The sequence below is a fragment of the Cellulomonas sp. P5_C5 genome, from assembly GCF_054049655.1.
On record NZ_JBFULY010000034.1, the window covers coordinates 59425 to 82241 of the forward strand.

The 22817-nt window shown below is 73.1% G+C and carries 14 protein-coding genes; 3 read left to right on the top strand and 11 right to left on the bottom strand.

Annotation, left to right across the window (positions count from 1 at the left end; all coding sequences use genetic code 11):
- Positions 1 to 37: 37 nt before the first annotated feature.
- The 7 genes from ACXJKF_RS19655 to ACXJKF_RS19685 are packed head-to-tail and all read right to left on the bottom strand — an operon-like array spanning position 38 to position 13661.
- A complete protein-coding gene (locus ACXJKF_RS19655; RefSeq protein WP_456789412.1) occupies positions 38 to 4666 on the bottom strand; it encodes a rhamnan synthesis F family protein in 4629 nt (1542 codons plus the stop codon).
- A complete protein-coding gene (locus ACXJKF_RS19660; RefSeq protein WP_456789425.1) occupies positions 4663 to 5682 on the bottom strand; it encodes an NAD-dependent epimerase/dehydratase family protein in 1020 nt (339 codons plus the stop codon). Before ACXJKF_RS19660 ends, ACXJKF_RS19655 begins: the two co-directional genes overlap by 4 nt.
- Positions 5683 to 5738: 56 nt before the next feature.
- Positions 5739 to 8567 (bottom strand): DUF6044 family protein, encoded by a 2829-nt coding sequence (locus tag ACXJKF_RS19665; RefSeq protein ID WP_456789413.1) that lies wholly within the window; start codon positions 8565 to 8567, stop codon positions 5739 to 5741.
- On the bottom strand, positions 8557 to 10335 hold the full coding sequence (locus tag ACXJKF_RS19670; protein ID WP_456789414.1) for an ArnT family glycosyltransferase: 1779 nt from the start codon (positions 10333 to 10335) through the stop codon (positions 8557 to 8559). The genes ACXJKF_RS19665 and ACXJKF_RS19670 overlap by 11 nt, the downstream gene beginning before the upstream one ends.
- Positions 10332 to 11333 (bottom strand): lysylphosphatidylglycerol synthase domain-containing protein, encoded by a 1002-nt coding sequence (locus tag ACXJKF_RS19675; protein ID WP_456789415.1) that lies wholly within the window; start codon positions 11331 to 11333, stop codon positions 10332 to 10334. Before ACXJKF_RS19675 ends, ACXJKF_RS19670 begins: the two co-directional genes overlap by 4 nt.
- Entirely contained in the window at positions 11330 to 12628 is a 1299-nt protein-coding gene (locus ACXJKF_RS19680) for a glycosyltransferase (RefSeq protein ID WP_456789416.1), read from the bottom strand. Before ACXJKF_RS19680 ends, ACXJKF_RS19675 begins: the two co-directional genes overlap by 4 nt.
- A complete protein-coding gene (locus tag ACXJKF_RS19685) occupies positions 12615 to 13661 on the bottom strand; it encodes a hypothetical protein (protein WP_456789417.1) in 1047 nt (348 codons plus the stop codon). The genes ACXJKF_RS19680 and ACXJKF_RS19685 overlap by 14 nt, the downstream gene beginning before the upstream one ends.
- A 225-nt stretch (positions 13662 to 13886) precedes the next feature.
- On the opposite strand from ACXJKF_RS19685, the gene ACXJKF_RS19690 reads away from it, so the two are divergent.
- A complete protein-coding gene (locus tag ACXJKF_RS19690; protein ID WP_456789418.1) occupies positions 13887 to 14903 on the top strand; it encodes a glycosyltransferase family 2 protein in 1017 nt (338 codons plus the stop codon).
- 21 nt (positions 14904 to 14924) lie between these two features.
- Here the strand turns inward: ACXJKF_RS19690 and rfbA are convergent, their stop codons facing one another.
- The 4 genes from rfbA to ACXJKF_RS19710 form a co-directional block, all read right to left on the bottom strand.
- Positions 14925 to 15794, bottom strand: coding sequence for a glucose-1-phosphate thymidylyltransferase RfbA (rfbA, locus tag ACXJKF_RS19695; protein WP_456789419.1), 870 nt, complete (start codon positions 15792 to 15794; stop codon positions 14925 to 14927).
- A 65-nt stretch (positions 15795 to 15859) separates the two neighbouring features.
- Entirely contained in the window at positions 15860 to 17077 is a 1218-nt protein-coding gene (locus ACXJKF_RS19700) for an acyltransferase family protein (protein WP_456789420.1), read from the bottom strand.
- A gap of 97 nt (positions 17078 to 17174) precedes the next feature.
- Positions 17175 to 20138, bottom strand: coding sequence for an N-acetylmuramoyl-L-alanine amidase (locus ACXJKF_RS19705; protein ID WP_456789421.1), 2964 nt, complete (start codon positions 20136 to 20138; stop codon positions 17175 to 17177).
- Between the two features lie 138 nt (positions 20139 to 20276).
- Complete coding sequence (locus ACXJKF_RS19710; RefSeq protein WP_456789422.1) at positions 20277 to 20966, bottom strand: TIGR03089 family protein; 690 nt, start codon at positions 20964 to 20966, stop codon at positions 20277 to 20279.
- A 222-nt stretch (positions 20967 to 21188) separates the two neighbouring features.
- Here ACXJKF_RS19710 and ACXJKF_RS19715 point away from each other — a divergent pair, with 222 nt between their 5' ends.
- On the top strand, positions 21189 to 21518 hold the full coding sequence (locus ACXJKF_RS19715; RefSeq protein WP_055912877.1) for a WhiB family transcriptional regulator: 330 nt from the start codon (positions 21189 to 21191) through the stop codon (positions 21516 to 21518).
- 66 nt (positions 21519 to 21584) lie between these two features.
- Positions 21585 to 22817: glycosyltransferase family 2 protein (locus ACXJKF_RS19720; RefSeq protein ID WP_456789423.1), on the top strand; the 1233-nt coding region annotated here is incomplete at its 3' end.

Genomic DNA, 22817 nt, shown 5'->3' on the forward strand with positions numbered 1-22817 from the left:
CAGGTCCGCCCCCGCCGACGAGCGAGCACACGACGCCTCAGCGCCGGACGCCCGGGACGGACGACTTGGCGAACCGGAAGCCGGACTCCTCGACCGCGAACGGGATGATCCGCTCGAGGGCGTGCAGCATGGTCCCGTCGATCGGCAGCGGCTCCGGGGGGTACTCCTCCCACTGCAGGCGGGCGTCCAGGAGGTGCCGCAGCGCGCTCGTGCGCGCCCAGAACATCCCGCCCATCGGGAAGTCCAGGTGCGTCGTGAGCGCCTGCGTCATGCCGAGGCGCTTCGCCAGCCGCTCACCCTCCTCGCGGTTGAGGTCCCAGTCGTTGAGGTGCGGGTCCTCCGGGGCGACCAGACCGAGCTGCTCGTCGGCCACGAAGGCCTGGCAGATCGTGTCCATCATGGGTGCCCGACCGCCGATGAGGTTCTCCCACAGGAAGTTCCGCCAGCGGTCTGCCACGTCTCCCGCCACGTGCGGGCTCCGCTTGCCGTGGACGTGCAGGACCACGTCGTAGTCGTCGAGGACCTCGTGCCCCAGCCCCGTGAACAGGGGGGCCAGGTCACGTCCGCGGTTCTCGACGAGGTCGACCTGCCACCGCTGGGCGCCGGCGCGCTCGAGCCTGCGTCGCAGGTCGATCTCCTTGTGCTCGGACGTCGTGCTCAGCCGGAGGTCGACCTCCTGGCTGTTGCTGCCCAGGCGTGCCAGGAGCTCGTCCACCAGCTCCGGGTAGTGGAAGTGCCCGTGCACGAGCACGCGCAGGTCCGTCGCTGCGGGCGAGGCGGCCGGCCGGATGACCTGTCGCGCCCACGGCCCGTCGGGCCGCCCGCGGCGCAGGTAGTCGGCGAACGGGTCGCCGTCCCGCTCCTCGACATACTCGGGGGACAGCTCGGCGTACACGAGCGGGTGGAAGCCCTCGGCAGGCCGGCGCACGAGAAGACCGGTGCGCGGGCGCGCCCGCGGCGCGGTGAGGCGTGACCGGTGCACGTACTCGCGCAGGAGCGCCTGAGGCTCGTCGTCGTGCCGCGCGCCGCCGTACAGCTGCGCGTCGAACGCACCCGACTCCGCGAGTGCGGCGACGTCCCGCTCCTCCTGCTCGTGCGCGGCGCGCGCGGTGCGACCGAGCTCCGCGAGCCGTTCGGTGTACCCGGCCATGTCGAACGCCGGTACCGCCGCCTGCCGCAGGTGGTCGCCGTAGGTCAGCCTGCTCGCCGGGTCGTCGGCGAGCCGACGGATCGCGGCGGCGGCCGCGGCGGTGTCGAGGTGGGGCACGACGAGCTCGCGCAGCACCTCGTCCCGGCTGAGCCACTCGGCGAACCCGCTCGCGCCGTCGAACGCGACGATGGGCGTGCCGGACAGGGCCGCGTCGATCGTCACGTTCGGGAGCGGGTCGAGGCGCGACGACAGGAAGAACAGGTCGGCGCGCTCGTACAGCGGCGTCAGGTCGGACGTGGGCGCGAGGAACGTCACGACGTCGCTCGCGTCGCTGCGACGGACCTGCTCGTGCAGCTCGTCGACGTACCAGTTCAGCGACGGGATGCGGTCACCGATCCACGCGAAGTGCACCGCGCGCGCGCCCGGGGTGCGCCGCACCTGGGCGGCGGCCTGCACGAAGAACTCGACACCCTTGCGCGGCGAGATCGTGCCGGCGCCGACGACGAGCACCGTGTCGGGCTCGAGGGAGGTCAGCAGGTCGGACAGGGCCTGCTCCGGCAGGTCGGTCTCGACGCCGTCGGAGCCGAGTCGCAAGGCCCGGGGGGCACGTTCGGTGTCGCTCCCGGCGGGCAGGATCGACTGTCCCTGCGGGATCACGTGGTGAGGCCGGGCGAGGAGGTCCGCGTACTCGCGGCGCATCGACTCGGCCACGATGGGCGCCGAGAACACGACCTCGGAGACGCTGGCGAAGAGTCCCGCCAGAACACCCTCGGGCCGCATGCTCGAGGGGAACTCGTGCACCAGGGCCACGACGGGCACCCCCGTGGCCTCGAGCGCGGGGGACAGCGGGTGCGTCGCGGCCGAGTTGGCCAGCGCCCAGGCGGGCTGGAAGCGCTCGGCGAGCTGCTCCGCCAGGATGCGGGCCTCGGCCGGGTGCCACGGGTCGGAGTCGAGGAGGGTCACGGTCGCAGCAGCGGCACGCTCGATCTCGTGCGACAGGTCGCCGCCCTGCAGCAGCACCACGACGACGTCGTGCTGCTCGGAGAACGAGTTCACCAGGTTCCACCCCAGCACAGGAGCACCGGTGCGCGTCGCCTCGTGCAGGAGGAGGAGCATCCGTTCGCGACCGGGCGTGAAGCCGTTCTCCGCCACCCGTGCACCGTCGAGCAGGGAGCGTCCCCGGCGACCCTCGGCGCGCCCGAACGCGGCGAAGTGGCTGCGCAGCTCGGCGTCGTCCAGGTGCTGCAGGTCGTCGTTCCGGCGGCGGTAGTAGACCAGGTCCGGCTCGGACGTGGCGACGTCCGGCACGGTGGTCGACGTGGCGCCGCCACGCAGCCGCAGCCTGCCGTCGGCCGTGCCGCCGCCGGCGGGGCGGTCCTGCGGCTGCCCGCTGCCCGTGGCGCTTGTGGGCTCGGCGCCGGACGGCGCGGCGGGGCCGGAGCCCGTCCGGCGGACCAGCGCGCGGCGCACCCGCCCGAGAGGCTTGCGCGCAGCCCGCAGCGGCCGGGTCACGCGCCACGAGACGGTGTGCGTGTAGGCGTCGAGCTCCGCCCGGAGGGCTTCCGCATCGCCCCGGGCCAGCGCGATGTCGCGGCCGGCGCTGGCGAGCTCCGCGCGGAGCGCGTCGGCATCACCCCGGGCGTCGGCGGCCTCGTCGCGCAGGATCTCGACGTCCCGCTCCAGCAGCCCGTTGACGTTCGCGAGGCTCGCACGGACCTCGTTGGCGTGGGCGAGCTCGGTCGTGGCGTGCTCGCTGACGCCACGAAGCCTGTCCAGCTCCTGCCCGCGCACCTCGATCTCGTTGCGCAGCTCGGCCTCGACGGACGGCGCGAGCAGTGCGAACCGGTCGTTCTGCGACGACGCCAGCACCAGCGGCGCACCGAGCGCGTCGTCGACTCCGACCCGGACGGTGGTGCCCTGGACGTCGGACTGGAACGCGAGCTCCCGGTCCCAGTACGTCGCGAGCCGCGTCTCGTCGAGCGTGAACCCGTGCTCCGCCGCCACGTCGCGGACGAGGTTCCCGACGGTCGGCGTCGGGCCGAGGGACGGCGCGACGGGGCCGAGCGCAGCGATGCTGTCGTACAGGGCCCGGAACACCACCTGGCCGACGGTCAGCGGGGCCAGGACGCGCCACTCGAGGTCGATGAAGCGGTCCGTGCCGCTCAGCAGGTTGCGTGGCAACGCGTCCACCAGGTGGCCCGGCACGACGGTGTCGAGGTCGGTGGACGTCCGGGTGAGCCCGGCGTGCGCGAGGAACGCGTCGAGCCAGTGACCGAACCACGCGCTGACCTCGGCCGACGTCCAGCCCGGACGGGCGACGAGGTCGGCGAGCTCGGCGGTCCAGGGCGCAGCGGCGGTGTAGGGCTCGTCCTCGCAGACGATCTGCACGTCGCCGACCGTGTCGACGAGCTCCGCCTCGGCACGCCTGCGCCGGACCTCGACGTGCCCGTCGGTGCCGACGAACTCGGTGACCTTGCGGAACTCCGGCCGTCGCGAACCCGACCCGTAGTACCACGCGAGCGCCGTGGGTTCGGCGACGGGCACCACCGAGGCGCGCACGAGGAAGGAGTTCGAGAGCTCGGCGACGAGGTCGTTGCGGTGCACCGGCGCCCACGCGCGACGCAGGTCGAACGATGTCGTCGCGGGCTGCTGGTGGTCGCCGCCGCCCGTCGCGACGAGCAGGGGCGACGCGTCGAACCCCGAGGCGGGGTCGAGCGCGTGCTCGGACACCACGGTCGTGGGCAGCTTGTAGTCGGGGAACGGGAACAGCCAGCGCTGCTCGCCCAGGCCGGCGGCGCGCAGGCGCTCGCCGAGCTCGTGGCGGCCGAACGTCACGGCCGTCGACGGCCCGTACCTGTCCTCGACCCCCATCATGGGGCGCCCGAGGTGGTCCTCGGGGAAGCCGGCGAAGTACTTCAGGCCGAGCTGGTTCTCGATCGCGACGACGAGCTCACCGTCGGGCGCGACCAGCTGCGCGACGTGGTCGAGCATCACGTCGACGGGGTCCCGGTCCGTGGCGTCGAACCCGAAGCTGCGGGCGTACTCGAGGACGCCGACCATGACGACGGTGGCGAAGCGTGCCGGGTGGCCGAAGTTCTGCACCGTGTCGGCCACGACCTGCACGTTCGGCAGGTCACGACACCGGTCGGCCGCCACCGCCGCGCGCCGCGGCGAGCCCTCGACGGCGACGACGTCCAGCCCGCGCTCACCGAGCACCCGCGTGATCGCGCCCGTGCCGGCGCCGAGCTCGAGCACCGGGCCCCGGAGCGTGTCGAGCAGCGGGCGCACGAGGTTCCCGCGCTGGTGGCTCAGGTGGTAGAGCGACGGCCAGTCCTTGATCCCGGCCTCGAGCTCGCGCGAGCCGCTGCTGGTGTCCGTGGCCGACCGCACGATGTCGGCGACCCACGTCTCGTGCTCGTCACCGTCGTTGTACGTGAAGTCGGACGCGCCGTCGGGGGTCCACAGGCCGGCCCGGCCGGTGCGCTGGTACCCGAGGGTGGAGAGGTCGAGTGTCACGATGCCCCTCCCGTCCGCGGGCCGGGGAGCACGGGCGCGGCCGGCGTGTCTCCGCCGGCGCTCGCGATCGGGTCGATCGTGACCGACGCCCACGTCTCCTGGATGCCGTCGTGCAGCGTGGTGCCGGCGACCCACCCCAGGGTCTCCTCCGACGCCGAGCAGTCCAGCCACGTGGAGCGTCCGTCGAACTCGCGCACCGGGTGGTGGCGCACCTCGACGGCGTCCTCCCCGACGACGTCGCGGATCACGTCGAGCAGGTCCCCGAGGCTGGTCGGGTGGCCGGAGCCGACGTTGAGGACGTCGGGGGCGGCGTCGTCGACCTCGACCGCTCGCACCACCGCGTCGGCGACGTCGTCGACGTGCACGTAGTCACGGGCCGCGCGCAGGTCACCGAAGACGTGCAGCGGCTGGCCGGCCGCGGTGGCGTGCAACCAGTGGCTGATCACGCCCTGGCCGGGGGCCACGGGCTGTCCCGGCCCGTACGCGTTCGCCACCCGCAGCACGATCGACCCGGGGGCCGTGCGGACGAGCTCCTGCTCGAGCAGCAGCTTGGCCTGGCCGTAGGCGCTGTCCGGGCCTACCGGCGACGTCTCTGCGTAGGGGGGCTCGGTGCTCTGGTCGTACACCGTGCCGCCGGAGCTCAGCAGGACCACGCGGGGCCGGGTCGGGGCCTCGGCGAGCAGGGCGAGGAAGCTGGTGAAGGCATCGATGTCCAGCGCGACGCGGTCGGGGTCGTGCTCGGCGATCATCGGGTTGATGCTCGAGGCAGCCCAGACGACGCGGTCGGAGGCGAGGATGCGCTCGTCGACCCCCTGCGGCGTCATGGCGGGCGTCGTGCGGTCGAAGGAGTGCACGACGTGACCCTGCTGCTCGAGGGCGCGGCAGACGTGCGAGCCGATGAAGCCGCGCGCGCCGATGACGCTGACGTCCAGCTGTCGGGTGCGCGGAGCAACCGTCGCCGGTGACGACGGCTGCACCGGAGATGGCGTCAGCGGGATCGGCTCGGGTCGTCGCATCTGCACGGCAGTCATCATGCCGCATCACCGGTCATGTCCTGGTCGACCTCCGTTCATCATGCAGCCTCGTCGATCGGGCGTGCCGCTCGGCGGCGCCGGGTCCGGCGGACCACGAGCACGGCCGTGCACACGACGATGACCAGCACCGACGCGGCCGTGATCAGGGCGCCGACCCGCAGACCCGGAGGTACATAGGTAAGCACGACCTGGTGCGTCCCGGCGGGGAGCGGGATACCCCACATCGCGTGGTCGGCCCGCACGGGGGTCACCCGGACACCGTCGACGGCCACCACCCACCCCGGTCGCAGCGCGTCGGCGACCACCGCGTAGCCCGTCCCGTCCGACGTGACCCGCAGCGCGATGGTGTCCCCGTCGTCGTGCTCCACGACGATGTCCCCGGTCGCGAGCGGATCGGTCTCCTGCAGGTCTGCGGCGTCGCTGAGCAGCACCGTGTCCGGTGCCACCGACCCCGCGGCGAGCAGGGCGACGCGCCGGTCCGCGTCGGTGACGACCTGCGCGCGCGACGCCCAGCGGAAGCGCGGCAGCGCGGTGGCCCGCTCGTAGACGGTCGCGTCACCCGTGTGCACGACGGTCGTGGCGTCGTTCGCCACGACGGCCACGACGACCGGCCGGCCCTCGGCGTCGACCGGCAGGACGAGGTCGACGTCCCCGAGCGCCTCGACCTGGATGCGCAGGGGACCGTCGGCGGCGGGGGTCGTCAGCGCGACCCACGCGCTCACCGGCTCGGGCGTCCCGTCGACCTGGCCGACGGTCGACGACACGACGTCCCCCGACCCGTCGAGCAGGGACACCCGCAGGCGTACCGTGCCCGGTGCGTCGAGCCCCTGCGGGAGGTCGATGCGCACGCCGCGCACCTCAGCGGCGACGGGCGCCGTGATCGCGCGCGTCCCGCCGGGTGTCGTCGCGAACGAGTCGAGGATGCCCGTCGGGACGTAGTCACCGGCGACCGGCTGGTCGGGGGCGACGACCATGAAGCGCGTGGCCGTGCGGTCGAGGACGGGCGAGCCCAGGGCGTCCAGGCTCATCGTGGAGTACGTGTAGGTGCGCATCGCCTCGGGGTCGGCGGCCTCGAGCAGGTCCCGCCACTGCTCCGTGTGGAACGCGTGCCCGGTGGTCGAGCGCAGCTCGTAGGCCGTGCTGCTCCCGGGCAGCATCGTGAACTCGGTGCTGGTGAAGCGCTCCTCGCCGAGGTTCGCGGCGAGGAAGTCGTGCGTCGCGGTCGCGGGGTAGAACGACTCGACGGGGGACCGCGGCCACCAGTCCTGGGCGACCGCGACGGCCTGACCGGCCAGGAGGACCGGCAGGAGCAGGACGGCGGCCGTCGCCGCCGTCCTGAACCGGCGGGTGCGTGCCACGAGCACCACCGCGACGCTGACGGCGACGAGGACGACGCCGACGACGAGCTGGACCTGCGCGTCCGCCAGGGAGGCGCTGGGCGCACTGTCGAGCGCGCGCACCACCGCGACGACGAGCGCGCCGGTCAGGGCGAGGCCGACCAGGACGAGCACCACGGTGGCCGGGGACGGGCGGCGGCTCGCGGCGGCGGGCGCCGGCTCCTGTGCGGCCGCCCACCGGCGGACCTGGTCGAAGCCGTACGCGGCCGCGATCGAGATCAGCAGCCCGAGGATCAGGCGGAGCCGCCCGACGTAGCTGGTGTCGAACCCCGGCAGGTTCTGGACGGGTCCGAGGAGCAGCCCCCCGTAGACCAGTGCCACGCACACGGCGGCGCCGGCGACGGAGAAGGCGAGCACGTGCGTCGACCGGTGCCGCCGGCGCGCGAACGCCACGACGACGAGCACGAGCACCGTCGCACCGACGAACGAGAACCGCTCCACCGGGTTGCGGGAGCCACCCCAGAAGGGCGAGTCGACCTCGCCGAGGATCCCCGGCGCGAACGCGGTCGCCAGCGCGGACCAGTCGAGGTGCATGGCGGGCGTCTGGGCGCGCCGCTCGAGGCTGATGGACGAGGCGGTGTTGACCGCGAACGGGACGAGCTGCCACGCCGCCAGGCCGACACCCAGCAGGGCCCCGGAGACGCCGATCGCCGCCGCCGTCAGCCACTCGCGTGCCGTCGCTCGCGCGCGCCACAGCCGGAGCGCGGCGTACCCGACGGCCGTGTACGCGGCGTAGGCCACGACCGCGGGGAACCCGCCCAGCAGCATCGACGCGAGGATCACCGCGACGAGCAGCGCGTCCCGCCAGCGGCGGTCGGAGACCACCCTCTCGACCGCCCACAGGAGCAGCGGCACGAGCGCGGCGACGCGGGTCTGCGGCCACCCGGTCCACGCGATCATGAAGCCGCTGGACACGAAGGCGAGCGCGCCCACGGCCCGTGCGGCCGGGCTCAGGCCCAGGCGGCGCAGGAGCAGAGCCATCCCGAGGACCGCGACGGCGATCTCGACGAGCTTGACCGCGCCCGGTGCGTACGTGTCGGGCAGCACGAGCCACGGCCACGCCATGGGGGAGAACAGCGAGGAGTCCGGCAGCGCGCCGAGCGGGCTCCCCCCGGCGACGTACGGGTTCCACCACAGGATGCGGCCCGAGAGCAGGGTGTGCTTGAGCAGGAGGATCCGGGGGGTGACCGAGTCGACGGTGTCGCCGGGCCACGGGTTGTGCACGGTCCCGTCGCCGTAGTCGGAGGACTTCCACGGAGCGAGCTGGTTGACCATGTCCGTCGCGCTGAACACGGCGGTGCCGAGCAGCGCGGGGCCGAGGGCCAGCAGGACGAAGGCGACCAGGGCACCCCACGCGACCGCGGTCGGCGCGGAGACCGAGCGCGCCGCGACGACAGCCGAGCGCCCGGCCCCTCTCAGACGCCGGAGCGGTCCGACGCCGTGCCCGGCGGGTTCGGGCTCAGGCGTCATCGTTCAGGTCGACCAGATCGAGTCGGCAGCTCTCGACGACGGCTCCGAGGATGTCCGAGCACGTGACCGGCGCCGTCGACGACCAGACCGTGGTGCCCAGCGCCGAGAGGTCGGGCGGCGCGACGCCGGACGGCGTGAAGCTGAGGTAGTAGTCGATGCCCGCGTCGTCCAGCTTGGCGACGAACGACGGATCGGCGACGTCGTAGCCCTGCTCGGCCCGTCCGTACGCCTGCGCGTGCAGGTAGAACGCGAGCCGGAGCGTCGCGCGGTAGTTGCCGCCCACGATCCGGCTGCCGGGCTCGACGATCTCCGCGAGGTCCTGCGCCACCACCTCGAGCGCGGGCGGCGGCGCGTCCTCGACGAGGTACGAGAGGCCCGACGTGGAGTCCGCGGCGCTGAACGGCTCGCCGCGGCCCGCGCCGTGCTGCCACAGCGCGCTGAGCGGCAGGAGGACGACCACGGCCGCCGCGACGCCCCGCTGCCACCGGTTGCCGGACCGCGCGAACCGGTCCCACACGTAGGGCAGCACGATGCACGCGGCGAGGGTCGAGAGCGTGAGCAGTGGCCAGTAGTAGCGCGAGTTGCCGCCGGCGCGCTCCGCCGTGGTGACGCCGGCGTACCCGAGGAAGTACACCCAGAACGCGACGTTGAGCACGACGAGCGGCGCCCGGAGGGTGCCGCCTCCGCGACGCAGCAGGAGGACCAGGGTCGACGTGATCATGATGGCGACGGCCCACGGCGCGATCGAGCTGATCTTCTCGAGGTAGTGCGGCATCGCGAGGACGCGCTGCTCCGCGTAGTACCGCACGCGGGAGACGATCGGCTCGTGGACCTTCTCGCGGTCGCCGCCGACCTGGAACGTCCGGTCCTCGCCGAAGGAGACGGCACGGTCGTTGGGCGGTGCCCACAGCGGCGCGTCGACGACGGCAGGTCCGCCGGCCTGGGCGGGGTCGAACTTCGCGGTCATGTTGACCGAGAACGACGAGCCGATGGTGAGCTCGCCGTACTTCCACGTCATGGCCGCGACCCACGGGGCGGCAAGGACGATGCTGACGAGCAGCGCGACGCCCGTCGCGGCGAGCAGCCGGCGACGGGCCGGACCGTCCGGGCCCACCAGGAGCCGGAGGGCCAGGCAGACGGCGACGGTGACGACGATCACGGGGACGAGGAACAGCTTCGTGACGTAGCCGGCCGCGCACACGGCACCGAGCACCGCGGCTGCGAGCCAGACCCTGCGACCGGCCGTGAGCGCCTCGTCGACCCGGTAGAGCGCGTACGCGAAGCAGGTGGTCCAGGTGACGACGAGGACGTCCGGCGTCAGGGAGGGGATGCTCCCGGCGTAGAAGACGACGGCGATCACGGCGAACAGGGCCGTCGCGACCGTGTGGTGCCGCGTCACCCGCCAGACGAACGCCGCGCCCACCACCGTGCCGAGGAGGGCCGCGGCCGCGGACACGACGGCGACGGCCGTGAGGTCGCCGACGCCCGCGCTGATCAGCGGTGCCGCGAGCCAGCTGATCAGCGGTGACCAGTACGCGTTGACCGCGTCGTGCAGGTGCCCGCCCGCGTACTGGCGGGCGATGGAGATGTAGGAGATGCCGTCGATGTTGCTGAGGTTGTGCGCCGACCGCGCCACCGCGAGCGCGAACATCACGAGCCCGACGACGCACACCGCGACGGTCGGCCAGAGCCGTCCGCCCGACGGTCCTGCGGCACGCTCGCCGTCGGTGACCGCGTGCGTCTGCTCGACGACGGTCGGGGCCGTCACAGCGGACGTCCTGGCTGCGGGGTGGCCTGCACCGTGGCCGTCTCGGCCTTCCCCCGCCGCGGCGCGGTCCGGCGCAGCAGGGTGGTGACGCCGAGGAAGAGCACGTCGACACCGATGCTCCACAGGCGCGTCAGCACGGTCACCACGACGGCCACCTCGACCGGCATGACCGCGCTCAGGAACAGGACCTGGATGCCCTCTCGGACACCGATGCCGCCCGGGGCGAAGAACGCGAGGAGGCTGATCGCCGACGCGATGCTCGCCGCGCCCACCACGTACCCGAGGTCCGACCACGGCAGGTCGGAGTAGACGGCGCGGGCGACCAGGAAGTACGACGCGCCGGTGAGCAGGGTGCCGAGGATGTAGAGGCTGCCGCCGCTGAGCACCATCGACCAGGTCGGCCGGTCTCCCTCGGGCATGGGCCGTTTCAGCACGAGGCGGTGCGCCAGGTTCAGCAGCCGGCTCAGCACCGGGGGAGCGAGCGCGACCAGGCACAGCACGGCGGCGACGACGGTGAGCTGGGTGGCGCGCGGGCCGGCGGCGTCGAGACGGGGGTCGAGCACCAGCAGCGCGAGCCCGACGAGCAGCGTCGAGATGAGCTGCAGGGCTCCTTCGAGCACACCGGAGACGGCGAGCTTCGAGCGCGGCACACCGTGCTGCGCCGCGAAGTAGACCTTGCCGAGGATCCAGGTCCCGGCGCCCATGATGTACCGCCCGAGCCACGCCTTGGCGTACACGTGGCACAGCTCGCGCCAGTCCCGCCGCACGTCGTGGGCACCGAGCCGGCGCAGCAGGTGGAGCCACACGCCCGCGCCCCAGTACCGGTAGCCGAGCCCGAGCACCGTGGCCGCGACCATCGGCAGGACCGCGAAGCGCAGCCCGTCGAGCTGGGCCCAGTCGATCCTGGCGATGTACAGCGCCATGAAGCCGGTCACCAGGACCGTGAAGCCCACCTGCACCCAGCGTGCGGTCCGCCCGCCGGGCTTCGCGGCGCTCATGCCTGCACCTGCGCAGCGGCAGGCAGGAACGGTGCGAGGAGCGCCGCGTGGTGGCGACGGGCCAGCCGGTCCCAGCCGAACTCCTGGGAGAGCTCGACGGCGTGCCCGGCGAGCCGGTCCCGCTCGTCGTCGTCCATGCGCGCCACGCGCACGAGGGCCGCGGCCAGCTGCTCCCGGTCACGCTCGTCGACCAGCAGACCCGTGCGGCCGTCGTCGAGGATGTCGTCCGCGCCGCTCTGCCGGGTGGCGACGCACGGCAGGCCGTACGACAGGCCTTCCAGGAGGACGACGGGCAGGCCCTCGACGTCGCCGTCGGAGGCGACGACGGACGGCACGACGAGCGCGTCGGCCGCCCGGAAGCAGGTCTCCTTGTGCTGGCCGGAGGCGTAGCCGACGAACGTCACGCGCTCGGCGAGGCCCAGCGCGGCCGCGTGGCCGACGAGCTCCTCGTGCAGCGGGCCCTCGCCGGCGACGACGAGGCGCCACGGTCCGAGGTCGACGGACGCGGCCTGCAGCGCGTCGAGCAGCTGACGCAGGCCCTTCTTCTCGACGAGGCGACCGACGAACAGCAGCACGAGCTCGTCGCCGATCCCGAGCGCGGCCCGCGCGTCCGCACGCGCCTGGGCGTCACGCGGCCGGTCGGGCAGGTCGGTGCCCATCGGCAGGACGTGCACGGGCGGGCCGACGCGGCCGGACGGGTCGAAGTGGCGCAGGCGCCCGAGCGTGCGGGTGCTCACGGCCGACACGGCTCGGGCGCGGCGCAACGTCGGGCGCACGACCAGCGGACCCGCGAGGGGCACGCGCCGCCAGACGTCGACGTCGGACGCGTGGGTCGTGAAGACGAACGGCACGCCCGTGAGCCGCGAGACCCAGGCGGCGAYGACCGCCTGCGGGGTGAACCAGTGCGCGTAGATCACGGCAGGCCGCCGGCGGCGCGTGAGGCGCAGCGTCGCGACGAGCTCGCCGACGAACAGCATCGGCACCACCAGGTACAGCCAGGGGTTGCTGCGGAGCGCGGGCATGATGCCGCGGCCGGCCAGCACCTCGGCGCGCCGCGGGACGGCGTAGTGGAACCGCACCTCGTCGTACCGCGGGTGACGGGTCAGGGACCGGGTGCGCGAGCGGCGGTCGTGCGGTGCCAGGACGCACACGTCGAGCTCGGGGTACGCGGTGGTCAGTGCACGCACCTGGTCGCGCACGAACGCGGGGACGGGGTCGTCGTCCGAGGCGGGGAAGGTGGACGCGAGGACCAGCACGCAGGGCCGCTCGAGGCGGCCGTCCTCACGCTGCGCCACGGGTCCGCTCGGCGAAGAGGGACCTGTCGGTGTCCGTCAGCGCGCGCGAGTTGACGTGCGTCAGGCGCCCCGTGCCGCGGAGCAGCTTCTCGATCACGTCGAGCTCGAGCTCGGTGAAGGCGGCCTCGAACTGCGGGTCGTGGTCGACCAGGTCGCGCAGGCTGTCGTTGAGGTCGGCGGACTCGGCGATGGTCGCCGCCAGGGCGCGCGCGTTGTCGTCCGTCACGTCGACCGCGGCGAACGCGGGACCCTCCTTGCGCAGGAACGCGATGCCGCCGACCGGCGACGTCTCACCGAAGACGCCGTCCTCGAAGAGCTCGTCGGCGTGGATGCGCGTCGAGATGAGGAACTCGGTGCGCATCACGCGCTCGAGGACCCAGCGCAGCACGTTCTTGGCGTAGACCGCGACGCGGTACCGCAGGGGGATGCGGGCTCCGGTGAGCGAGCGGACGTTGTACGTGAAGATGTGCAGCGGTCGCGGGTACGGGTGCACCGTCAGGTCCGCGGTGTCGACGAGCAGGAGGTCGTCGCCCAGGAAGCGGAACCCCTTGTCGAGCAGGGCGATGCTGAGCGTCGTCTTGCCGGTGCCGCCGTACGCCGGCAGGAGCGTCGCCTCGCCGTCCTTGGTGACGCCCGCGGCGTGCATGAGCAGCACACCCTGCTGCAGCAGCTTGTAATACATGACCGGCTCGAGCACCTGCGCCTGCAGGTAGACGCCGATGGCGTTCATGTAGACGCGGTCGATCCAGTGGCGTGCGAAGTAGATGGTGACGTCGTCGGTGTCGATGCCCCGCACCAGCGTGCGGTAGAGGAACAGGCCCTTGAACCGGGTCTCGTGCACGATGTCGCCGGGGAGCCGGTCCGGCAGGTCGCCGACGATCTCGGTACGGATGGTGGCGCGCGGCGTCGAGGTCCCCGCACGGGCGATGCGCAGGTACTCGTTGTCGAAGTACCGCTGCCAGCCGCGGTGGTCGGTGACCAGCTTCACGGTCAAGAAGCCGTAGAAGTTGTACGAGGTCACGACGATTCCCACCTGTTCAGTGCAGTCCTGGAGGCCACCACCGGGTCGACCCGTCCCGGACCCACGCCGGTGGCGTGCGGTGGGCGCAGGACGTGGAACGCGCCTTCCGTTCGGCGTGGTCTCYCGGCGATATGCTGCGGAGTTTAGCAGCGCGATATTTGCGCCCAGCACGCGTGGGCCCCAGAGGGTAGGCGCTCTCGTAGAATTGCGGAACCCCCCTCTTCCCCAGGACGTGACGTGAAGGTCTTCATCCAGATTCCCTGCCTCAACGAGGAGACGACCCTCCCCGCGGTGCTGAGCTCGGTCCCGCGCAGCATCGAGGGTGTGGAGATCGAGATCCTCGTGATCGACGACGGGTCCACGGACCGCACCGTCGAGGTCGCCCGCGCGCACGGCGTGCGCCACTTCGTGCGGCACACGCGCACCATGGGCCTGGCCCGGTCGTTCCGCGACGGGGTGCACTACGCGCTGGCGCACGGCGCCGACATCGTGGTCAACACGGACGGCGACAACCAGTACCCGCAGGACCGCATCCCGGACCTCGTCGCCCCGATCCTGGCGGGCGAGGCGGACATCGTCATCGCGGACCGGCAGACCGCCACGATCGCGGAGTTCTCGGCGTTCAAGAAGCTGATGCAGCGCGTCGGTAGCTCCGTCGTCAACGGCGCCGCGGACACCGACCTCCCGGACGCGGCGAGCGGCTTCCGCGCCTACTCGCGCCCGGCGCTGATCCGGCTGAACGTCGTCACGGAGTTCAGCTACTGCATGGAGACGATCATCCAGGCGGGGCACAAGCGCCTCAAGATCGTCAGCATCCCGGTCACGACGAACGCCAAGACGCGTGAGTCACGTCTGTTCACCAGCAACGCGCAGCACATGCGCAAGTCGGCCGCCGCCATCATGCGCAGCTACCTGATGTTCAAGCCGCAGGCCGTCTTCGCCACGCTGACGGCCCTGTTCGCGGTCCTGGCGCTGGTCCCGATGGTCCGGTTCCTGGTCCTGTGGGCCGCGAACGGCGAGGCCGCGGGCAACATCCAGTCGCTGATCTTCGGCGCGATCATGTCGGTCGCCGCCCTGCTCGCGCTCGCGCTGGGTGTGCTGTCCGAGCTGCAGCGCACCAACCGCATCCTGCTCGAGGAGCAGCTCGAGCGGATCAAGGAGATGCAGTACCGCCGTGACCCGAGCGCCGCCCCCGCCTGGGAGAGCTGGTCGACGGAGGCCGCGCGGGAGATCGAGGAGATCGACCACCTGTAGCGGCGCGTCGACGGCCCGCGATCAGCCCTCGGAGTCCAGCAGGCCGAGCAGGTAGGTGCCGTACCCGGACTTGACGAGTTTGTCCGCACGCTCGCGGAGCTCGTCGTCCGACAGGAACCCCCGCCGCCATGCGACCTCCTCGGGCGAGCCGATCTTGAGGCCCTGGCGGTGCTCGATGGTCCGGACGTAGTCGGACGCCTCGAGCAGCGAGTCGAACGTGCCGGTGTCCAGCCACGCGGTGCCGCGGGGGAGGACCTCGACCTGCAGGCGGCCCTGCTCGAGGTAGATGCGGTTGACGTCGGTGATCTCGTACTCGCCGCGGGCCGACGGCTCGAGGTCACGCGCGATGGCGACGACGTCGTTGTCGTAGAAGTACAGGCCGGGGACGGCGTAGTTGGAGCGGGGCTGCGCGGGCTTCTCCTCGAGCGAGAGCGCACGGCCGGACTCGTCGAACTCGACCACGCCGTACGCCGTCGGGTCGGCGACCCGGTACGCGAAGACGGCGCCGCCGTCGAGGTGCTCGAACCGCTGCAGCCGGGCGCCGAGGCCGGGGCCGTAGAAGATGTTGTCGCCGAGGACGAGCGCGGCGGGCTCGTTGCCCACGAAGTCGGCGCCGAGCACGAACGCCTGCGCGAGGCCGTTGGGCTCGGCCTGCACCGTGTAGGAGATCGAGATCCCGAACTGGGATCCGTCGCCCAGCAGACGCTGGAACTGCTCGGCGTCGTGCGGGGTCGTGATGACCAGCACGTCACGGATGCCCGCGAGGATGAGCGTCGACAGCGGGTAGTAGATCATCGGCTTGTCGTACACCGGGACCAGCTGCTTGCTGACGCCGAGAGTGATCGGGTTGAGCCGGGTGCCGGAGCCGCCGGCCAGAATAATCCCACGCATGAGCAGACATTCTGCCGCACCCGGAGCGCGGCCCCCGCCACCCCGCCTCGAGTGACGTCCTCACCTCAGACGGACTGCGACGCCTCCGCACGCGCGGCGACCGGCGTGCTGCCCTCGGGCACGGGCGCCGACGAGGGTGCGGCGACCGGAGGTGTGCGCACGGCGACGCGTCCCCGGGCGCGGCGCATGACGGGCCGCTCGACGAGCAACCAGCTCCCGACGGCGAGCGGGATCGTCGCCACGGCCGCCAGCAGGTCGTAGGCGACGAGCCCGAGATGGTGGGCGCCGGCCATCGCCAGCAGCTGCTGCACCGGGAACGCGTAGATGTAGATGCCGTACGACACGTCGTGCTTGCGGAGCAGCCCCGGCATGGGCAGGACGGCCCCGAGCCACAGCACCACGTACGCGACGAGCGGCGCCGCGAGCTGGGCGCCCCACCCGGGGATGCCCAGCACCAGCACGGCACCGAGGGCCGTGGCGGCCACCGCCAGGGGCCAGGTCAGCGAGACGCGCTCCCGCAGGACGTACAGCAGGCCGCCCGCCAGGAAGAAGGGCAGGAGCTTGAGCATGAACGGGACGTCCGCGTGGTTGCCGGCGTACCCGAGCACCCGCGTGCTCTGCGCCTGCAGCGCGACGCTCACCACGAATGCCACGGTGAGCGGCCAGGCGGAGCGGCGGAAGATCGCGAAGGTGCCGAGCACGGCGACAACGAGGTAGCAGGCGAACTCGTAGTAGAGGCTCCAGAGCGACCCGTCCCACGCGCCCGGGTACGGCACTCCCGTCGGCGTGCCCGCGACGTCGTAGGCGTTCATGCGCAGCGTGATGTTCGACAGCACGTACCCGACGGGAGTGGTCGGGGTGCTGAAGAAGCCGGCGAGCGACCCGTGCGTCCACACCCAGTTGACCGGCGCGAACACGAAGGCCGTGACCACGAGGCAGACGAGGAACGCCGGGAAGATGCGGGCCACCCGGTGCACCAGGTACTCGCCGATCGGCTTCGTCCAGCGGCTCCCGGTGATGAGGTAACCGGAGATCGCGAAGAAGCCGAAGACCGCCCAGCCCCCGATGTTCTCGCCGCGGATCTGCGGACCGGTGCCGGCGCCGGAGAGGTACCAGCCGTGCGCCACCAGGACCGCGTACGCGAGGACGAGACGCAGCAGGTTCAGGCTGTTGTGGCGCGGGTCGAACCGCGCCTCGCCCCAGTGCCAGAACCCGCGGCTCCTGGCCGCGGTGCTCTGTGGCAGCACCGCGCCGGGGGCGTCCAGGGGCGACGCGGCGCTCACCGGAGGGCTCCGGGTCGCGACGGGTGGGCGGTGGTGCGCATGGGACGACAGTGTGCCGCACGGTCGACGACGACCGGGAACGCGGGCCTCGTGCGGGTCAGCGCAGCAGCCCGATGCTCTCCCGGCTCGCCGAGTAGCTCCAGCCGCCGCTGCGCAGGTCGGCGACCAGCACCGGCGCCTGGGTGCCCGCCGGTCCGGACGGGTGGACCCACACGAGCTCGCCGAGGGTGGGCTGGGCGTGCACGGTGACGATGTCGTCGTCCCCGTCGCCGTCCACGTCGGCGGCCGACTGCCGCGACCCGGTCCAGCTCCAGCCGCCGGTGCGCAGGTCGGCTCGCATGGTCGGCGCACCGAAGCGCCCCGAGCCGAGCGCCCGCGACCACAGCAGGACGCCGTCGCCCGGCTGGTGGTGCACGGTGACGAGCTCCTTGCCGGCGCGCCCGTCGACGTTCGCCAGCAGGTCCCGGCTCAGGTCGAACCGCCAGCCGCCGGCGCGGTCCGCCGAGGTCGTCCCGGCCGGTGCTGCCAGCCCGGCCCCGGTGCTGCGCCAGACGGCGTAGGTGATCGCCGACGTGCCCGGCCGGCTGCGGTGGACCGTGACGAGGTCCGCGCGGCCGTCGCCGTCGGTGTCGCCCAGGAGGTACCGCGAGTCACGGAACGGGATCGACGAGGCCGGCACGTCCCCACCCGGCGCGCCGGTGGGCGCGATGGTCGCCCACAGCGCGGGGGCGGCGAAGCCGGAGCCGGTGTTGAGGTGGGCCCACACGTTCGTGCCGACGCCACCGCCGACGGGGGAGCGGTGCACGCTCACGACGTCGTCGAGCTTGTCGCCGTTGACGTCGCCCACGAGCTGCTCCGAGTCGGCCCAGCTCCAGCCGCCGCCGCGCAGGTCCCCCCAGACCCGCGGTGTGCTGTCCGGACCGCCGCCGACGACCCACAGCAGGACCCCGCCGCCGGGCTGGCGGTGCGCCACGAGCCGGTCCGGGCTGCCGTCGTCCCGTCCGGTGACGTTGCCGAACCGCCCGGTCGTCGTGCGGGAGTCGGCGTAGGAGAACCCGCCGGTGCCGAGCGTGCCGGTCAGGAGGGGCTTGCCCCGCGCGGGGTCGGCCGAGGCGAGCGACACCTCCCACAGGTTCATGCCGCCCCCGGGCACGGCGTGCACGACGTCGAGCATCGGCCACAGCCCGCTCGCGGGGCGGGCGCGGACGGTGAACGGCCGGCACAGGAGCACCGTGTTCGCGCCGCCCGCGCTGTCGATGCTGTAGGCGCACATCTCGTGGTCGCCGGCCGCGAGCGCCTTGGTGAAGGTGAAGCCGTGGGCGCTGCCCTTGCCGAACACGGCCCCGATGTCCGGCCGCGGCTGGTCGGCGGTCAGGGGGGTGCCGACCCCGTCGACATAGATGTGCACCTGCGTCGACGAGGACGTGTCCGGGTCGAGGACCCACCCGGTGACGACGACGCCCGTCCGCGTCACGACGAGCGCGTCGACCGACCCGATCGGCGCCTGGTTCCGGATGGTCACCGTGCGGCAGCCGAGCGAGACCGTCGTGCCGTTGAGGACGTTCGCCGCCGCGAGGCACACCACCACCGTGCCGGCCGCGTGGGGGATCTTCAGCGAGAACCCGTGCCGGGGCCCGACCGCCGGGTAGAGAGCACCGATGTCGGGACGGTTCTTGTCCGCCAGCACCGTGCTGAGGACGCCGTCGACGCGGACCTCCACCACGATCGGGTCGGCCGTCTCCGGGTCGAACGCCCAGCCGGCGACCGTGAGGGACGTCGCGGTCGTCGTGACCGAGTCCCACACGCCGCGCGGCGAGGCGCCGACGGACGCGTTGGCCAGCTCCGCGACCCGGTTCCGCAGGTAGGGCAGCAGGTTGTACAGGTTCTGCCCGGGGCAGGACGTGAGCTGCGCGTCGCGGTGGCCGTAGATCGTCGAGAACGTCACCGCCGTCCCCGCGGGGAACTTGGACGCGCCGCCGCCCGAGATCATCGTGACGTCCGTGTTGGCCGAGATGCCGTGGATCGAGAACTTCCACGCGATGAGCGACGCGAGCGCCTCGGTGAGCGCGTCGGGCACGGCCACGCTGCTGAAGTCGCCGATGGCGGCGATKCCGATCGTGCGGCTGTTGAAGCCCCCCGTGTGCACGCCGATGACGGTCGCCGTGATGCCGCCCGCCCGGCCCTCGAACAACCGGCCGAAGCGGTCGACGAGGAAGTTGTAGCCGATGTCGCACCAGCCGCGGCCGCCCTCCGCCTCAGGCCGCGTGTGGTACGCGTAGAAGCCGCGCAGGAGCGCCGGGACGTCGTCGGGGCCGTAGCTGTTGGTGGACGCGGTGTGGTGCACGGCGGCCGAGAGCATCTGCGCGGAGTACTCCGGCGGGCACGCGCGCAGCGACTCGTCGGCGCCCCAGCCGGCGCGGCTGATGATCGCGGGCTGCCCCGGGACGGGGACCGCGGCGGCGGCGACCGAGGCGGCGTCGTCGCCCGCCTGGACGCCGGGGTCGATCAGCACGGCCTTGAGCCCGGTGACCTCCGCCGTTTCCGACTCGGCCCAGAGCTGCAGGCCGTCGGCGTCCATCGCGACGATCGGGTCGGCGGCAGCGCGTGCGTCGGTGGGCGAGTCGTCGGCGAGCCCGGCGTCCGGGGCGACGTCACCCGCGGCGACGGCCTCCCACGCGGTCCACTCGCCGGCCTGCCGCACCCGGTACCGGATCACGGCGTCCTGCGGTCCGGCGTCCCAGGTCACGCCGAGCACGCTGAAGAGCTGCGTGTCGAGCTCCGTCGTCAGGACGTCCGGGGCCGGTGCGTCGCCGGCCATGGGCTCGTCGGCGGGCAGGAGGTCCTGGGTCGCCGACACGCCGAGCTGTGTCTCGGCCGGCTCGGGCGCGATCTCGGGCAGCTCCGCCGCGGCGGCCGCGTCGACCCCGTCAAGGTCGAGCTCGTCGATCGACTCCGCCCGGGTCGGCTCTGGCTCCGTGGTGGCCGCGACCGCGGGCAGCGCGCTGAGCGAGACGCCCAGCAGCGCTGTCACGAGCAGGGCGGTGGTGAGCTGTCGAGACATCGTCTTCCCCCCGGGACGGCCGGGCCCGCCCGGGGGACCGGAGCGCGTCGTGACCGATGGAACTGCGTTCGAGGGGCCATCGTCCCAGCCGCGGTGAGGTGGTCGTCGGACGCAGGTCCGCGCGCGTGTCACCGCGTGTCACGACGGCGGCGAGACCCGCTCCGTCTCGCGCAGCCGCACCAGACGCTCGGGGTCGTCCGCGACCTGCGGACCCACGAGCACCACCGAGCCGGCGGTGGCGAGCACCCCGAGCGCGCGCACGAGCGTCCGGACGTCACCCCGGGGGTCGGCCGTCAGGAGCTCGCGGGCGCCGGCGGTCTCGGGTGGGTCCGCCGCGAGGACCTGACCGATCGCGCGGCCCTGCAGGAGCGCCGACGCAGCCGCGCGGGGATCTCCGCCGAAGGCGTCGCCGTACGTCATCACCGCGGACGACGCGTCGATCGCGCCGGCGGGCAGTGCGGCACCGAACGACCGCGCCAGCGCCGGCAGTGCGACCGCGACGAGCTCCGACGCGCCCGCGTGCTCCTGCGGCTGGTCGGTGACGACGACGTCGCCGGCACCGTCCACCACGACCGTGCCGCCCACGTGCCACACCGCGAGCGCCCACACGACCGTCCGCCAGTGCCCCGGCAGGTCGAGGAGCACCTGCGTGCCGGGTGCGGCGTCGAACTCCTCGACCAGGAGGTTGGCGGTCTTGTTCACCCAGTTCTCCAGGACCGCGCCGGAGAGCTCGACGCGCTCACCGTCGTCCCCGTACCAGGTGACCCGGGGTCGGCCGGGCTCGCGGGTGAGCAGTCGAAGGAGGTCGGCGGTCGTCGTCACAGGCACGCTCCACCCTAGATCGACACGCCCGAATCACCTGTCTGGGGCAAGTTCACCCGACAAAACCGGACAGTTACCACGTCTCCGCTTGACCAACGCGAACGACACGCGTGTAATTCCTTAGAACGGATTCATGAGCGAGCACCACCCGCGGCCCTTGGAAGAGCGTCGCACGCCGAGCCTTGGAACGAGCAGTTGAACCAGCACGAAGACCGCACGGAGGCACGCATGTGGAATCTGCTCGACAACGACGAGATCTTCCCGTCGGACGCACGGAAGAGTGCACAGACGCACGCTTCCAACGTCCTGCCGATCTTCGGCGCCCTCGAGGACGAGGGCCCCATGGGGTGGCAGGAGCGCGCCCTGTGCGCGCAGACCGACCCCGAGGCGTTCTTCCCTGAGAAGGGCGGCTCGACGCGCGAGGCCAAGAAGGTGTGCACGGGTTGCGACGTGCGCTCCGAGTGCCTCGACTACGCACTGCAGAACGACGAGCGCTTCGGCATCTGGGGTGGTCTCTCGGAGCGGGAGCGTCGCAAGCTCAAGCGGCGTGTCGTCTGACGGTCGTCGCCGGCGGGGAGTGTCGCGCGYGGGTCTCGACCCGCGCGACGGCATGATGTCCCGAGCATGACTGACACCCTCCTGCCGGTGGACCTGCCCACCGCGACCTCCTCCACACCGGTGACGACGCCGGTGTCCGCGGTCGTCGTCACCCGCGGCCGGACCCCGTACCTCGCCACCACCGTCGCGGCCCTCGCTGCCCAGACCCGCCGTCCCGTGCGGGTCCTGCTCGTCGACGTCTCCGACACGGGCGACGAGGCCGTCGAGCAGCTCCTGCACAGCGCGTTCACCGCTGCGGGAGGCACGTCGATGCCCGCACTGCGCGTGGTGCGGACGCCGGGCGCACGGACGTTCGGGCACGCCGTCCGCCGCGCGCTCGAGGCCGACGACGGCTTCCCGACCACCTGGCTCTGGCTCCTGCACGACGACAGCGCACCCGCGCCGACCGCCCTCGCCGAGCTGGTGCGCGCGGTCAGCCACGCCCCGTCGGTCGCGGTGGCGGGCGTCAAGCAGCGCACGTGGACCGACCCGGAACGGCTGCTCGAGGTCGGGGTGCGCTCGTCCCGCTCCGGCCGTCGGATGACCGACGTGGAGCCCGGCGAGCTCGACCAGGGCCAGCACGACGGCCGCGAGGACGTCCTGGGCGTCGGGATCGCCGGCGCGCTCGTCCGGCGCGACGTCTGGACCGACCTCGGTGGCACCGACCCGCTCCTCGGCCCGTTCGGCGACGGCTTCGACCTGTCCCGGCGCGCGCGGCTGGCCGGGCACCGGGTGATCGTCGTGCCGTCGGCCGTGGTCCGGCACGCGCAGGCCGGGTACCTCGGGCTGCGCTCGGACGCGGTCGAGCCCGGCAGCCGGCCCGTCGACCGCGACGGCGACGGCGAGGACGACCGCGCCGACCCGCGGCGGTCGTTCGCCGCCCGCCGTCGCGCCCTGGTGCACAGCAGGCTGGTCTCGGCGCCGCTGGCGCTGGTGCCCGTCGTCGCGGTCGCCGCCCTGCTCGGCGCCGTCCTGCGGGCCTTCGGCCAGCTCGCTGCCAAGCAGCCCGGCCTGGCGGTCGACGAGGTCCGGGCCGCGCTCGTCGCGCTGGCCCGGCCGGACGGTGTCGTCCGCTCCCGCCTGCACGCCACCCAGAGCCGACGCCTGCCGCGCCGCGCGCTGCGCCCGCTGCAGGCCGGCTGGCGCGACGTGTGGTCGCAGGCACGGGACCGGCGCCTGGCGCGGGCGGAGGCGCGCCGCGTCACGCAGGCGCCGAGCGAGCTCGAGCTGCGGGAGCTCGCCGCGCTGGCGACCCGGCGG